The sequence below is a fragment of the Cloacibacterium rupense genome (assembly GCF_014645495.1).
Classification (GTDB): domain Bacteria; phylum Bacteroidota; class Bacteroidia; order Flavobacteriales; family Weeksellaceae; genus Cloacibacterium; species Cloacibacterium rupense.
In genome coordinates this window covers 415,463-429,990 of sequence record NZ_BMLV01000001.1, presented here as the reverse complement: position 1 = coordinate 429,990, position 14,528 = coordinate 415,463, and the positions used below count along the sequence as shown (strand labels likewise).

Here is a 14,528-nt window from a genome sequence, read left to right as displayed (position 1 = left end):
AAACTTATCAACTCAAATATTTGACAGTTTTTTTGTCTGAACTTTTTTATTAGTTTCTGAAAATTTTCATTTTCAAGAATGTCTAAATTTAAAGTTTCTGACGTTTTTTTTTGTCATTGTTTTCAGTTTTGATTCTCAGATTTACATCTTCGAAATTGTCAACTTTCCACGTTTGACTTTTTTTGTCTCGCCTAGTAAAGAATCTAAAATAATTTTCATTATAATAAATTTTAAATCTAAGTTTGACGTTTTTTGTGTCTTCCTCTTAATCAAACTTTGAAAATTTTCATCTCCAAAACTTTGAAATTTAAGTTTCTGACGTTTTTTTGTCTCAACTTCTCATTCAAATTTTAGAAAAAACTAAATTCTTTCAAAACTTTGAGGTCAAAGTATTAGACAGTTTTTAAGTCTTCTTTAATTGTTGAAAAAATAGTTATTTAATCTTTATTTCGGCTTAGCAATTACGCATCTACTTCGAAACATAAAATAAATTACAACTAATTGATTTACAAATTATTAAAATTACAAATTTTAGTTTATCAACAAAAAACTTTCAATTTTAACTTTAAAGCTTGACTTGTTTGTTGATGTAAAGATAATATGATAAAAATGAATTTTGCAACTAAATGAGATTGTTTTTCTACACTCGTTTTCAAATAGTTATTCACAAAAAATAATGTGAATTTTTCCTTTATTATTAATGTATTTTTAAAATTACTAACAATCTGTTAATGTAAGGTTAATAATAGAATTCAATAAAAATCCAGAAAAATGCATTGAAATATTTTTGATGATATTTCACTAAAAACAAAAAACGCTTCAAATATTTGAAACGTTTCAATAATATTATTCCATTCTTTTTATAGGTTCTAAATCTTTTAATTCATCTTCTGTAAAAAGTCTATAATCAATTTTAAAGGTTTTTCCAAGTGGTGTTTCTAGAGAAAAACCACCTGGTCCAAAACCATCAGTTACATCTAATGTGAAATGCGAAAATTTCCAATATTCAAATAAATCTCTATCTACCCAAAATTCAAAACCGTCTATTAAACCTATCATTACATCATTGGTTCTAAGGTAAAATCCGCCTTTTTCGAAACATTGCGGTTGAGTTCCTTCGCAGCAACCACCAGCTTGGTAAAACATTAAATCGCCATGTTTTTCTTTCAAGGTTTTAATGACTTCTAAAGCTTTTTCTGTTACTTCTAATCTTTTTACCATATTTTTTAAATTTTATTAAAGATAAAAAAAGGAATGCTGATGAACAACATTCCTCTGTTTATCAATAAATTAATTACTTAAAAGAAGCCTAATTTATTTTTGTTGTAAGAAATCAACATATTTTTGGTTTGTCTATAATGATCAAGCATCATTTTATGATTTTCTCTACCAATTCCAGATTGTTTGTATCCGCCAAAAGGTGCGCCAGCAGGATAAGCGTGGTATTGATTTACCCAAACTCTACCAGCTTTTATCGCTCTAGGAACTCTGTATAATTCATGAGCATCTCTTGTCCAAACTCCAGCTCCAAGTCCGTACATTGTATCATTTGCAATTTCTATCGCTTCTTCGGTAGTTTTGAAAGTAGTAACCGCTAAAACTGGCCCAAAAATTTCTTCTTGGAAAATTCTCATCTTATTGTGACCTTTGAAAATAGTTGGCTGAATGTAATAACCGCCTTCTAAATCTCCGCCAAGATGATTTACATCTCCACCACAAAGAACTTCTGCGCCTTCTTCTTTACCTAATTTTATGTAAGAAAGAATTTTGTCTTTTTGAATCTGAGAAGCTTGAGCTCCCATCATTACTGTAGAATCTAGAGGATGACCTGTTTTTATAGCTTTTGTTCTTTCTATTACTCTTTCCAAAAATTTATCAGCAATAGATTCGTGAACCAATAATCTTGACGGACAAGTACACACTTCACCTTGATTTAACGCGAATAAAACTGCACCTTCTATTGCTTTGTCAAAGAACTCATCATCTGCATCCATTACAGATGGGAAGAAGATATTTGGTGATTTTCCGCCTAATTCTAACGTAACAGGAATAATGTTTTCTGTAGCGTATTGCATCACCATTCTACCAGTTGCAGTAGAACCAGTGAAAGCTGCTTTTGCTACTTTAGGATTGGTAACCAAAGTTCTACCCAATTCTGCACCAAAACCATTAACAATATTTATTACACCTGCAGGAAGTAAATCTTCTATTAATTCCATTAAAACCATAATAGAAATTGGGGTGCTTTCTGCTGGTTTTAGCACTACACAATTTCCTGCAGCTAGAGCAGGAGCTAGTTTCCAAACAGCCATTAGAATAGGGAAATTCCAAGGAATAATTTGTGCAATAACTCCAATTGGTTCGTGTACAATTACAGAAACGGTGTCTTTGTCTAATTCAGAAATAGAACCTTCTTCAGCTCTTATTACACTTGCAAAATATCTGAAATGATCTATTGCTAAAGGTAAATCTGCAGCCATCGTTTCGCGTACTGCTTTTCCGTTATCTACGGTTTCTACAGCAGCTAAATGTTGTAAATTAGCCTCAATTCTATCAGCAATTTTATTTAAAATAATACTGCGTTCTGTTGCAGATGTTTCGCTCCAAGTTTTGAAGGCTTCAGATGCAGCATCTACTGCCATTTCTATATCTTGCTTTGCAGAATGAGCAGCTTTTGCCATTACTTTTCCATCTAGAGGAGATAGCACTTCGAAATACTGTCCTGTAGAAGGAGCAGTCCATTTTCCATTAATGTAATTGTCGTATTTTTCTTTTAAAACAGGACGATTGATAATTGTTGACATATAAATAGTTTTAAAATTTTTATGAAGCCAAAGTATCCAGAATATGACAAATGTCATAGTATAATCGTCTAAATTGATAGTATAATAATATTTATGTAGTTTATATAGCAAAAAGATAATATAATTCTTCTTTTATTGAAAAAAAATGATATATTTAGCCACAACACCAATTTTATTAAAAAATTACCCGAAAATTAAAGATGAAAAATGGCAAGAATTTGCTTTATATGCCTGATTTGACGGCACCAGAGCAACTAAATAATATCATAGAAAATAAGACTACATTTACCTTAAATAATTGTGAATTTTCTCTGTTTGAAACCCATAAAAGGGCAGAAGATGTTAAACTAAAGTTTAATGACCTCACTTTTACGGCAATGTTAAGAGGAAAAAAACACATGAAATTGGAAGATAAGACAGATTATTTTGATTATTTTCCTGGTGAAACGGTGTTGGTTTCTCAAGGAGAAACGATGGTAATAGATTTTCCTGAAGCAGATGAAAATCCTTCGCAATGCATTGCGTTAAGTTTCAGTCCAGATTTTGTGGAAGATTCTTTAAATTACATCAATTCTAAATTCATGAAAGTAGATGAAAACAGTTCTTGGAGAATTTCTAGTGAACAGTTTTATTTATTTAATAGTTTACCTTTAGCTTCTGCTACCAACAATTTGATGAGAATTGCCATGGAAGATAATATGAATAAAGATATTATGGCAGATTTGGCATTGAAAGAATTATTGGTGAGATTGATGCAAACACAAGCCGGAAAACTCATCGAAAACGATTTTCATAAACTAAAAACCAGCAATAGATTGGCTTTCATCATTGATTATATCAAAAATAATTTACACCAAAAATTAAGTATTGAACATTTGGCAAAATTGGCTTTCGTAAGTAAATCGAATTTCTTTAAACTTTTTAAATACGAGCTCGGAACATCGCCTAATGAATATATTTTGCTTCAAAGAATTAAAAGAGCAAAAGAATTACTGAAAGAAAATTACAGCATCAAAGAAGTAGCTTTTGCAACAGGTTTTTCTGACACCAATCATTTAATAAAAACCTTCAAAACCTTTGAAGGAATGACTCCGAAAAACTATCAACGCAATTTATTTTCAGAATATAAAATTGTCTCTTAAACAAAAACCGCTTCCAAAAATAGAAGCGGTTTTTTTGAATATAATTGAATTAACAAATTTTAGTATGAATTTTTCTCTACAAAATGTTTCGCAATTTTCTCAGTTAACGCAATAACGTTTGGCTGGTTGGTATATTTTGTAAATCTTCTTAAACCAGAAAGCATCATGCGTTGTTCATCACCTTCAGCGAAAGAGATTATTCCTTCTTTAGCAGAAGTAATTACAGCTTCTACCGCTTTGTAAAGGTTTAATTGAGCCATTGCAGCTTCTACAGAATCAGGTCCGAAATGTTTTTCAACTCTTAAAATAGCAGATTCTGCCATATAAATTTGGTTCAATATTTCAGAAGCGTTGATTAACAAGTGCTGTTGTTTTTCAATCTCCATCATATATTTTTGAAGAGCAGCACCAGAAACCATTAAGAACACTTTTTTAAGATTAGCGATAATGGCTTTTTCTTCGCTCATAAATTCAGAATAGTCAGGAACTTCAAAACTTGGAATTCCTATTAATTCTTTACCAACTGCCATTGCAGGAGACATTAAATCAATTTCACCTTTGAAAGCTCTCTTAATCAACATTCCCACAGAAAGAAGTCGGTTGATTTCGTTAGTCCCTTCATAAATTCTAGAAATTCTGGCATCTCTCCAAGCTGCTTCCATTGGGGTATCTTCAGAGAATCCCATTCCTCCAAAAATTTGAATTCCTTCATCTGCAGCGTTTTGAGCAGTATCAGAAACAAAAACTTTTAGGATAGAACATTCTACCGCAAATTCTTCCACACCTTTTAGTTCAGCTTCTTGGTGATTCATTCCTCCAGCAACCAAAGTATCAATTTTATCTTGAATATCTTGCGCAGCTCTATAAGAACCAGCTTCTGAAACGAAAGTTGCAGTTGCCATTTCTGCTAATTTTTTTCTAATTGCACCGAAAGTTGCAATAGGAGTGTTGAATTGTTTTCTTTCATTAGCATAATTTACAGAAAGATTGAAAATTCTTCTTTGAGCATCAAGACAAGCTGCTGCTAATTTAATTCTACCAACGTTTAATGCATTTAAAGCGATTTTGAAACCATTGTTTCTTTCACCAAGAAGACATTCTACAGGCACTTTCATATCATTAAAGAAAACTTGGCGAGTAGAAGAAGCTCTAATTCCCAATTTGTGTTCTTCTTCACCGAAAGTTAAACTTTCAGGATTTTCTAACTCGCTTCTGTTTACTACGAAACCTGTGATGTTTTTATCATCGTCAATTTTTGCGAAGAATGTAAAAGTATCTGCAAAACCTGCGTTAGAAATCCACATTTTTTGTCCGTTAATAATGTAGTGTTTTCCGTCTTCAGAAAGTTTGGCTTTAGTTTTTCCTGAATTTGCATCAGAACCAGCATCAGGTTCAGTAAGACAATACGCTCCGAATTTAGTTCCCGCCGCTAAATCTGGTAAATATTTTTGTTTTTGAGCTTCAGTTCCGTACAATAGGATAGGAAGCGTACCAATACCTGTATGCGCTCCATAAGCAGTTGCTAATGAACCAGTTGCACCAGATAGATAATCACAAGAAATCATGGTAGAAACAAAACCAAGACCAAGACCACCGTAATTTTCAGGAACTGCGATTCCTAAGAATCCCATTTCACCGATTTGTTTCATACATTCTTCGGTGAAAGAGTAGTCTTTTTTCTCGAAACGTTCTTTGTTAGGAACAACTACTTTATCTATAAATTCTCTTGCAGAGTCGCGAAGCATTTTTTGTTCCTCAGAAAAATCTTCCATCGTGAAGATATTCTTAGCTTCTATTTCTTTTATTAGGAATTCTCCTCCTTTTAATGTGCTCATTTTATATATTAATTTTTTTATTTTACAATAGTTCAATTACAGAAGCAGCGCCTTGTCCGGTTCCTACACACATAGAAACCATTCCGTATTTTACGCCACGAAGTTTCATTTCGTCAAGAAGTTGAACCGTTAATTTTGTACCTGTACAACCAAGAGGATGACCAAGTGCAATTGCGCCACCATTGACATTCAGAATTTCAGGATTTAATCCTAATTCTTTTTTGATTGCAACTGATTGAGAAGCAAAAGCTTCGTTCAATTCAATTAAACCAATATCTTGAAGTGTAAGTCCTGCTTGTTTTAATGCTTTTGGAATGGCGTAAATTGGGCCAACTCCCATAATTCTAGGTTCTAAACCAACTGCTGCGTAAGAAACCAATCTTGCAATAGGTTCAAGGTTGAGCTCTTTTACCATTTCTTCGGACATTACTACTACGAAAGCAGCACCATCAGACATTTGAGAAGAATTCCCTGCTGTAACAGAACCTCCAGCTGCGAAAACTGGTTTCAATCTTGCTAAACCTTCTAAAGAAGTATCGGCTCTTGGGCCTTCATCAACCGAAAAATCAAATTTTTTGGTTTGAACTTTTTGATTTTCGTCCAAGAAATTATATTCTACAGGAACTGGAACGATGCTTTTTGCAAATTTTCCTTCTGCTAAAGCTTTCAAAGCTTTTTGATGAGATTCAAAAGCAAATTGGTCTTGTTCTTCTCTTGTAATTTTATATTGCTTAGCAACTTCTTCTGCAGTATAACCCATTCCCCAATAATAATCTGGGTTAGATTTTGCATAATGGCTTTCAGGAACGGGCTTATAACCTCCCATCGGAATGAAAGACATCGATTCTGCACCACCTGCAATGATACAATCTGCCATTCCTGCTTGAATTTTTGCCGAAGCAATAGCAATGGCTTCACTTCCAGATGCACAATATCTGTTTACAGTAACTCCAGGAACTTTATCAGTATTTAATCCCATCAAAGAAATGAGACGAGCCACGTTTAAGCCTTGTTCTGCTTCTGGCATTGCATTTCCTACAATTAAATCGTCGATTCTATCTTTATCTAGCTGAGGCAAATCTGCCATCAATTTTTCTATAACTTTTGCAGCCATTACATCGGGTCTAGTAAATCTTAAACTCCCTTTCGGAGCTTTACCCACCGCTGTTCTGTAACCTGCTACTATATATGCTGTTTTTGACATTTTTCTTAAATTTTTAAAAATTAGTTTCTCAACGGTTTCCCTTTTTGTAACATAAACTGAATACGTTCAAGTGTTTTTCTTTCACCACATAATTGTAAGAATACTTCTCTTTCAAGATTCAATAGATATTGTTCTGTAACAACAGTTGGTTCAGAAAGATTACCACCAACCATTACATAAGCCAATTTATCTGCTATTTTTTTATCGTGTTCAGAAATGAAATTTCCTGTTACCATTTGATCTGTTCCTACATAGAACATTCCTAATGCACCTTGCCCAAGAACTTTTACTTTTTGAGGAATTGGTTGCGTATAACCTTGTTCTGCCATTAGTTTCGCTACTTTTTTAGCTTCAGCAATTTGTCTGTTTTTGTTGACCACCACAATATCTTTATGGTTTTCTAAAATTCCCATATCGAAAGCTTCATAAGCAGAAGTTGCCACTTTTCCCATTGCAATATTCATGAAAGCATCACGCATTCTGTTGTTTTTCACATCATCAGCCGCAAATTCTTTAGAAGTTCTTAAGGCAAATTCTTTCGTTCCTCCACCACCAGGAATTACACCAACTCCCGTTTCTACCAAACCAATGTAAGTTTCAGCAGCAGCAACTACTTTATCAGCGTGCATTGTCATTTCACAACCGCCACCAAGAGTTAAACCATGTGGAGCTACCACCACAGGCACAGAAGAATAACGAACTCTCATCATCGATTTTTGGAAATAAGCAATTGCCATGTTCAGGTCATCCCAATCTTGCTCGATTGCCATCATCAAAATCATGGCTAAATTGGCTCCAACAGAGAAATTAGCGCCTTGATTTCCAATTACTAAACCATCGTATTCTTTTTCTGCTAAATCAATAGCGCGATTCAATCCGTCAAGAACTTCGCCACCCAAAGAATTCATTTTGGAACGAATTTCAAAATTGATAATTCCGTCTCCTAAATCTTGAATTGCAGAACCAGAATTGCTCCACAAAGTTTTATTTTTTCTGATATTATCAAGAATAATAAATGCTTCTTGACCAGGAATATTATTGTAATTTCCAGAGTTTTTGTCGAAGAAAATACTTTGTCCTTCATCATTTATTTTATAAAAAGAATCGACAGCTTTCACCCAATCTGAAACCGTGAAACCAGCTTCTGTAGCCAATTCTATTCCTTTTTGAACTCCAACTGCATCCCAAATTTCGAAGGGCCCGTTTTCCCAACCGAAACCTGCTTTCATCGCATCATCTACTTTGTACAGTTCGTCTGAAATTTCAGGAATTTTGTGAGAAATATAAGCGAAAAGTGCCCCTAAAGATTTTCTGTACAATTCACCAGCTTTGTCTTTTCCACCAATTAAAACTTTAAATCTATCAATTGGTTTATCAATATTTTTCGTGAGTTCTAACGTTGCAAAATTTGCTTTACCGTGTAATTCATATTGAAGAGAATCTAAATTCAAACCTTGAATTTCAGATTTTCCATCGGCCGTTTTCACTTTTTTGTAGAAACCACCGTCCGTTTTAGAACCGAGCCATTTGTTTTCCATCATAAAATTGATGTAATCTGGCAAAACAAAAGTTCCTTTAAATTGCTCATCTTCCACACCAGAAGCGTGAACTCCGTTCGCAACGTGAACCAAAGTATCTAAACCAACTACATCAGCAGTTCTGAAAGTCGCAGATTTCGGACGGCCAATTACAGGACCCGTTAATTTATCTACTTCCGTAACATTCAAACCGATAGATTTCACGTTGTGAAGTAAATTCATCATTGAGAAAACCCCAATTCTATTGGCAATAAAAGCTGGAGTATCTTTTGCTAAAACGGTAGTTTTACCTAAGAATTTAGCGCCATATTCCATATAGAATTTTACGATTTCGGCATCTGTATCTTTGGTAGGAATAATTTCTAAAAGTGGTAAATATCTTACTGGATTAAAGAAATGAGTTCCCGCGAAATAATGTTTAAAATCATCACTTCTACCTTCTACCAACATATTAATAGGAATACCAGAAGTATTAGAAGATACCAAAGTTCCAGGTTTGCGGAATTGTTCGATTTTTTCGTAAACCGATTTTTTGATGTCTAATCTTTCTACTACAACTTCTATAATCCAATCTGTATTTTTGATTTTTGGTAAATCGTCATCAAAATTTCCTACTGAAATTCTGTCGGCAAATTCTTTTTTGTACAAAAGAGCAGGGCTGGCTTTTACCAACTTCGCCAAACTTTCGGTAGCGATTCTGTTTCGTACTGCTTTGTCTTCTTTGGTAAGACCTCTTTTCTGTTCAGCTTCCGTCAATTCAAACGGAATGATATCAAGAAGGAGAACTTCAACGCCAATGTTGGCAAAATGCGCTGCAATTCCGCTTCCCATGATTCCTGAACCAAGAACGGTAACGTGTTTTATTCGTCTTTTCATTTTTATATATTGTTTTATCTTTTTAAATTCATTTCATTAGCTATTTTCAAAATATCGCTCATTACTTCTTTGAAAACAACAAATTTTTCTGGAGCTATTCTTTCTACAACTTTTTGGTTAAAATTCACAACAACTTCTTTTGATAGATTTCTGGATTTCAATCCTTTATCAGTTAGTTTTATGATAACTTCTCTTTTGTCTGTTGTAGTTTTTTCTTTGTAGATATAGCCATTGTCTTCTAATAGTTTTATAATTCTGGTCAATGAAGTAGGTTCTATTGCCATTTTAGGACCTAGATTGGTACTTCTAGTCCCTTCTTTGGGGTCAATTTTTAATAATGTTAATGCTTGTACTGCAGTAGAATTATGTAATGAAGCTTGTTCGGTGTACATCTTAGAAACAGCCAACCAAACAGATTTCAATAATAAATCTACACTCTCTACTTTTCCTTTACTTTTAGTTTCCATTTTAAAAATGTTATGCGTGCATAGCAAATATAAAAAAAATACTATGCGTGCATAATACTTTTAAGTCTAAAAAGTTAAGTTATTGAAAATGAATAATTTAATTACTATGTAGAGAATAGTAATGGAAAAATTGAAATAAAGAATTATCAATGAAAACCATTGATTATAAGTAATTTCTGATAGAATTTAGTAAATCATCGATACTTTGACATTGATTGCTGTTATTTTGATAATTTATCTCCCAAAATGTGTCGCGAAAATTGATTTTAATACTAGATAAGTCTTTTTTAAAGTTTTTTTGAAGCGCAGAATAGAGCATTTCTTTTTCTAGAAATGGAGCTTCAATTGTTGGGGAAATAAATGCATCATTTATACTAAAAAGTCGAGGATTAGTGAGCAAATCATTTTGTAAAAGAATATCTTCAGCTAGACCTTGTTGTAATTTTTGGTCATTAATATACCAAATTTTATCCGCAAATTCTTTGGCTAATCGCCAATCGTGCGAAGAAAAAAGAATAATTTTGTTGTGGTTTTTAGCCAAATCTCTGAGTAATTTTAAAATATTGATTTTATTGTCTTCATCGAGATGAGTGGTAGGTTCATCAAGAATTATTATTGGAGAATTTTGCGCTAAAGCTCGCCCAATAAAAGCTTTTTGGAGGTTTCCGTCTGATAATTTTTGAAGCGGAATATTTCTGTATTCTTCTAGTTTTAATTGAGAAATAATATTGTTAACATCTTCCAAATCATCTTTTTCAAGCTTGTAATAAAAAGGAAGATGAATGAATTTCCCGAGTGAAATTAAATCTTCAGTAGTATAATTGGCAGGAATTTGTGCCTTTGAGAAAACTACCGCAATTTGTTCGGCAATTTCTTTGTCGGAAAGTTTTTTTATATTTTTTTTATTGATTAAAATATCGCCTTGTAAAAGTGAAATTTGATGAAGAATAGATTTAATTAAAGTAGTTTTACCAACCCCATTATTACCAATCAACAAACAAACATCACCAAAATCCAATGAAGCTTTAACCTCTGAAATAAGAGGTTTCTGGTAACCGATTGTTGTATTTTTTATTTCTAAAAACATATTTATTTTCTCTTCAAAATCATCATCAAAATTACAGGTACTCCAAATAAACTCGTAATCACATTAATCGGGAATTGCGAAACTTCTGAAATAATTGAAAAAAATTCCATAATAAAAACTCCTAAAATCATATTCAAAATCCATTGTTGCCATAGTTTAGCAGGTGAATAAATCATTCTACTGAAATGCGGAACTACAATTCCTATAAATAAAATTGGGCCCAAAAACGCAGTAACTGAAGCAGAAAGTAGGGAAGAAGCAATAATTACAAAATACTTCAATTGCTCTAAATTCACCCCCAAACTTTTTGCATACTGATTTCCTAAACTGTTCCCAATTAAAGGTTTTATGCTTTTAAAGCTTAAAAATAATCCAATGAAAATGATGATGAACAAAACTAACAACTGATTACTAGTGACCTGATTATTAGCGCCAAAACTCCACAAAATGTAATTTTTAAGACTTTGATTTTCAGCGTATAATTGTAAAATAGAAACTACAGCTCCTGCCAAAGCAGAAACCAAAAATCCGAAAATTATGAGGTAAGATTTATCTTGAAATTTTCTAGAAAATATGAGCAAAACACTCATCATTAATACACTTCCGAGAATTGCGGAAATACTGATGAAACCATTTTGTAAAAATTCAGGTAGAGTAAGATCTTGAGAGAAAAAAATGTAAAAAGCTACGCTTAAACTTGCAACAGAAGTAATCCCTAAAACAGACGGCCCAGCTAAAGGATTTTGAAAATATTCTTGTAACAAAAAACCAGAAGTCGGGATAGAGATTCCCGCCAATAGCATCGCTAAAAACCGATTAATACGAAGAGAAGCAATCTGAGAATTTTCAGAATTTTGATAAAAAAAATCTTCAAAACTAAGTTTTATAAATCCTATATTGAGATTAATGACAACCGAAATGATTACCAAAATGGAGAGAATGATAAGAATAGCTTTGAAGTTTTTGCTTTCCACAGATTTTGTTTAAAAACTTCACAAATTTAATTTAAAAAAATCGATGAAAAAAAATTAACCACAAAAGCGACAAAAAAAATACCTAAAAACAAGTATTATAAAAGAAAAAAAAGTAATTTATTTCGCTTTTTTTACTTTTGAAAAGCTTATAGATAAAGAAAATATTTTGTCTCTTTTGTGGTAAAAAATTATTTAAAAGAATTTAGTTTAGCGTCTAAATCTTCTTTACTCATCATTCCTACGTTTTCTATTTCTTTGTCTCCTTTTTTAATAACGGTAAAAGGTATAGAACCGCCGTCCCAAGTTTTGGTAATTTTGGTAAAATAATCTGGTGAGATGGTAGAAGCATCAAATAGAACAATGTTTTCTTTAAGTCCGTATTCATCAGCAAAATCACTCACTTTAGAACTCCAGTCATCTCTTGCATCAACACTTACGAAGGTAAACTTCACTGGCTTTCCTTTTAATTCTTTCATTTTATCTACAAAATCAGGAATTTCTCTCATACAAGGAGGGCACCAAGTGGCAAAGAAATTAGTCACATATATTGTGTCATTCTTTTTATTAGAAATTAAATTTGATAATTCTTCTTGATTGACCACTTTCATAGATGCTACATCAGACTCTATTGTCATTGCTTGCGAAGTACTATCAATATTTTCAGTATTTGTTTGATTTTCTAGTTGATCTGCATTTTCATTTTTTTTACAAGAAAATAATACCGCAATTATAAATGTGGAAAAGATTAGTTTTTTCATAAATTTGAAATGTTTATTTTTGTTTAAGTATTCTTTAGGAGAATGATAATTTTATGTATAAATGCAAAAATATAGAATTTCATTTCTTTTAATTGATATAAATGTTACATTTAACGTAAATTATTACATTGGGTAAAGTTTTTAACATATTTAAAATAACTTTGAAGTTCGGTGAACTGGCAATATTATTGATGATATTGGCTAATTTTTGGGTATATTCCGTAACCGAAGGCAAAACATACTCTAGAATTTCTAAAATTCCACCGAGAGAAGTTGCATTAGTTCTTGGAACTTCTCCTAAAATGAAATCAGGCGTAGCCAATCCTTATTTTACCTATAGAATGGATGCCACAGCACTATTGTACCACCACGGAAAAATTAAAAAAATTATTGTAAGTGGTGAAAAAAGCAAAGGATATGACGAAACGGAAGCCATGAAAAAGTTTTTAGTTTACCAAGGCGGAATTCCTGAAGATATTATCATAAAAGACACCAAAGGTTTCAATACCAGAGAAAGCATTTTGAGATGCAAAAATGAATTTAAACAAAAAAATGTAATTATTGTTTCCCAAGGTTTTCACAATTTGCGTGCGCTTTTTTTTGCTAGAAATATTGGGATGAATGCCTTAGGTTTTGATGCTCATGATGTTACCAAAAACGAAAGTTATTACAGAAATCATTCTAGAGAATTTCTCGCAAGAGTGCAAGCTGTAATTTACTATATTTTCGAAATTTCTAATGATTAATCAAATTCAAAAAAATTATTTAAATTTACAAAAGACAAAGTGCTAATAGAAGAAATTCTATAAATTTGTAAAAAATAAAATTTGATGCTAGTAATAGGTATTGCAGGTGGTACTGGTTCTGGGAAAACCACCGTTGTAAATAACATTCTTCAGCAATTAAACGCAGAAGGTGTAAATGTACTCTCACAAGATAATTATTATCACGATAATCATCATCTTTCGCTTCAGGAGAGAGAAGCTCTCAACTATGACCACCCAAAATCGATTGATTTTGAGTTGTTAACAAAACATGTAAAAACTCTAAAAAAAGGAGAAAGCATAGAACAACCATTATACTCATTCGTAACACACTCTAGAACAGGTGATTATGTAACAGTAGAACCTAAAAATGTTTTAATTGTAGAAGGTATTTTGGTACTTACTAATCAAGAACTTTTAAAAGAATTTGATTTAAAGGTTTTTGTACATGCAGATTCTGACGAAAGATTAATTAGACGTATTAGAAGAGACACCCAAGAACGTGGCAGAGATTTGCACGAGGTTCTTCACCGTTATCAGACTACTCTGAAGCCAATGCATCAAGAATTTATAGAGCCTTCTAAAAACGAAGCAGACCTTATAGTACCAAACATGAGAAAAAATTCTGTAGCCATTGATTTTTTGTCCACAGTTATTAACAATTCGCTTAAAAAATCTTTATAATGGAAGATTTGATTAAAGAAATAAAAAAGAAAAGTCCAACTTTGAAATTGATTCAAAAATATTTTTTGAATAAATATTTCATTACCGTTTTTTTATTTTTAATCTGGATGATTTTCTTTGATCAAACGTCTTGGTTGGTTGTAAAAGAACTGAACAAGGATATTGCCAATTACGAAGAAGAATTAGCATACTATAAGTCTGAATATCAGAAAAATGACGCGTTCTACAAAAAACTAATGAACAATAAGTCTGAGAGAGAAAAATTTGCTAGAGAAAATTATTTTATGAAAAAGAAAAATGAAGAAATCTTCATCGTTGTGGTAGATAGTTCAGCAATCAAAAAACCTTTAGAAAAGTAATTACAAGCACACTAAATCATAAAATAAGATTGTAAA

General features: G+C 32.2%; 13 protein-coding genes. 4 read left to right on the top strand and 9 right to left on the bottom strand.

Translation table 11 applies throughout. From position 1 onward, the window contains the following. Positions 1-846: 846 nt before the first annotated feature. Together IEW40_RS01950 and IEW40_RS01945 are read right to left on the bottom strand one after the other, a co-directional pair. The gene (locus IEW40_RS01950) at positions 847-1,221 is read right to left on the bottom strand and encodes a DUF779 domain-containing protein (RefSeq protein WP_188616392.1); all 375 of its coding nucleotides are present in this window, start codon (positions 1,219-1,221) and stop codon (positions 847-849) included. A 77-nt stretch (positions 1,222-1,298) separates the two neighbouring features. Beyond that, the gene (locus IEW40_RS01945; protein ID WP_188616391.1) at positions 1,299-2,804 is read right to left on the bottom strand and encodes an aldehyde dehydrogenase family protein; all 1,506 of its coding nucleotides are present in this window, start codon (positions 2,802-2,804) and stop codon (positions 1,299-1,301) included. A 200-nt stretch (positions 2,805-3,004) separates the two neighbouring features. Between IEW40_RS01945 and IEW40_RS01940 the strand changes: the two genes are divergently transcribed. After that, the gene (locus tag IEW40_RS01940) at positions 3,005-3,946 is read left to right on the top strand and encodes an AraC family transcriptional regulator (RefSeq protein WP_188616390.1); all 942 of its coding nucleotides are present in this window, start codon (positions 3,005-3,007) and stop codon (positions 3,944-3,946) included. 59 nt (positions 3,947-4,005) lie between these two features. Here the strand turns inward: IEW40_RS01940 and IEW40_RS01935 are convergent, their stop codons facing one another. From IEW40_RS01935 to IEW40_RS01905, 7 genes are all read right to left on the bottom strand, one after another. Then, positions 4,006-5,781 carry an acyl-CoA dehydrogenase FadE gene (locus IEW40_RS01935; protein ID WP_188616389.1) on the bottom strand — a complete coding sequence of 592 codons (1,776 nt, stop codon included), beginning with the start codon at positions 5,779-5,781 and terminating at the stop codon, positions 4,006-4,008. A gap of 22 nt (positions 5,782-5,803) precedes the next feature. Then, positions 5,804-6,985 (bottom strand): thiolase family protein, encoded by a 1,182-nt coding sequence (locus IEW40_RS01930; protein WP_188616388.1) that lies wholly within the window; start codon positions 6,983-6,985, stop codon positions 5,804-5,806. 20 nt (positions 6,986-7,005) lie between these two features. After that, positions 7,006-9,399, bottom strand: a complete 2,394-nt coding sequence (locus IEW40_RS01925) for a 3-hydroxyacyl-CoA dehydrogenase/enoyl-CoA hydratase family protein (RefSeq protein WP_188616387.1) — start codon at positions 9,397-9,399, stop codon at positions 7,006-7,008. 14 nt (positions 9,400-9,413) lie between these two features. Then, positions 9,414-9,866: a MarR family winged helix-turn-helix transcriptional regulator gene (locus IEW40_RS01920; protein WP_188616386.1), complete on the bottom strand. Its 453-nt coding sequence runs from the start codon at positions 9,864-9,866 to the stop codon at positions 9,414-9,416. 163 nt (positions 9,867-10,029) lie between these two features. Next, on the bottom strand, positions 10,030-10,953 hold the full coding sequence (locus IEW40_RS01915) for an ABC transporter ATP-binding protein (RefSeq protein WP_188616385.1): 924 nt from the start codon (positions 10,951-10,953) through the stop codon (positions 10,030-10,032). A 2-nt stretch (positions 10,954-10,955) separates the two neighbouring features. Beyond that, positions 10,956-11,927: a FecCD family ABC transporter permease gene (locus tag IEW40_RS01910; protein ID WP_188616384.1), complete on the bottom strand. Its 972-nt coding sequence runs from the start codon at positions 11,925-11,927 to the stop codon at positions 10,956-10,958. A 188-nt stretch (positions 11,928-12,115) separates the two neighbouring features. Then, positions 12,116-12,685 (bottom strand): TlpA family protein disulfide reductase, encoded by a 570-nt coding sequence (locus IEW40_RS01905; protein ID WP_188616383.1) that lies wholly within the window; start codon positions 12,683-12,685, stop codon positions 12,116-12,118. A gap of 191 nt (positions 12,686-12,876) precedes the next feature. Here IEW40_RS01905 and IEW40_RS01900 point away from each other — a divergent pair, with 191 nt between their 5' ends. The 3 genes from IEW40_RS01900 (at position 12,877) to IEW40_RS01890 (ending at position 14,492) form a co-directional block, all read left to right on the top strand. Continuing rightward, positions 12,877-13,431: a SanA/YdcF family protein gene (locus IEW40_RS01900; protein ID WP_188616789.1), complete on the top strand. Its 555-nt coding sequence runs from the start codon at positions 12,877-12,879 to the stop codon at positions 13,429-13,431. An 84-nt stretch (positions 13,432-13,515) separates the two neighbouring features. Further along, positions 13,516-14,133, top strand: coding sequence for a uridine kinase (gene udk, locus IEW40_RS01895; protein WP_188616382.1), 618 nt, complete (start codon positions 13,516-13,518; stop codon positions 14,131-14,133). Beyond that, positions 14,133-14,492 (top strand): FtsB family cell division protein, encoded by a 360-nt coding sequence (locus tag IEW40_RS01890; RefSeq protein WP_188616381.1) that lies wholly within the window; start codon positions 14,133-14,135, stop codon positions 14,490-14,492. The genes udk and IEW40_RS01890 overlap by 1 nt, the downstream gene beginning before the upstream one ends. Positions 14,493-14,528: the final 36 nt, after the last annotated feature.

Bases quoted from the DNA above. Each gene is read 5' to 3' on its own strand.
- IEW40_RS01950 (WP_188616392.1), bottom strand. From the start codon at position 1,221: ATGGTAAAAAGATTAGAAGTAACAGAAAAAGCTTTAGAAGTCATTAAA.
- IEW40_RS01945 (WP_188616391.1), bottom strand. From the start codon at position 2,804: ATGTCAACAATTATCAATCGTCCTGTTTTAAAAGAAAAATACGACAAT.
- IEW40_RS01940 (WP_188616390.1), top strand. From the start codon at position 3,005: ATGAAAAATGGCAAGAATTTGCTTTATATGCCTGATTTGACGGCACCA.
- IEW40_RS01935 (WP_188616389.1), bottom strand. From the start codon at position 5,781: ATGAGCACATTAAAAGGAGGAGAATTCCTAATAAAAGAAATAGAAGCT.
- IEW40_RS01930 (WP_188616388.1), bottom strand. From the start codon at position 6,985: ATGTCAAAAACAGCATATATAGTAGCAGGTTACAGAACAGCGGTGGGT.
- IEW40_RS01925 (WP_188616387.1), bottom strand. From the start codon at position 9,399: ATGAAAAGACGAATAAAACACGTTACCGTTCTTGGTTCAGGAATCATG.
- IEW40_RS01920 (WP_188616386.1), bottom strand. From the start codon at position 9,866: ATGGAAACTAAAAGTAAAGGAAAAGTAGAGAGTGTAGATTTATTATTG.
- IEW40_RS01915 (WP_188616385.1), bottom strand. From the start codon at position 10,953: ATGTTTTTAGAAATAAAAAATACAACAATCGGTTACCAGAAACCTCTT.
- IEW40_RS01905 (WP_188616383.1), bottom strand. From the start codon at position 12,685: ATGAAAAAACTAATCTTTTCCACATTTATAATTGCGGTATTATTTTCT.
- IEW40_RS01900 (WP_188616789.1), top strand. From the start codon at position 12,877: ATGATATTGGCTAATTTTTGGGTATATTCCGTAACCGAAGGCAAAACA.
- udk (WP_188616382.1), top strand. From the start codon at position 13,516: ATGCTAGTAATAGGTATTGCAGGTGGTACTGGTTCTGGGAAAACCACC.
- IEW40_RS01890 (WP_188616381.1), top strand. From the start codon at position 14,133: ATGGAAGATTTGATTAAAGAAATAAAAAAGAAAAGTCCAACTTTGAAA.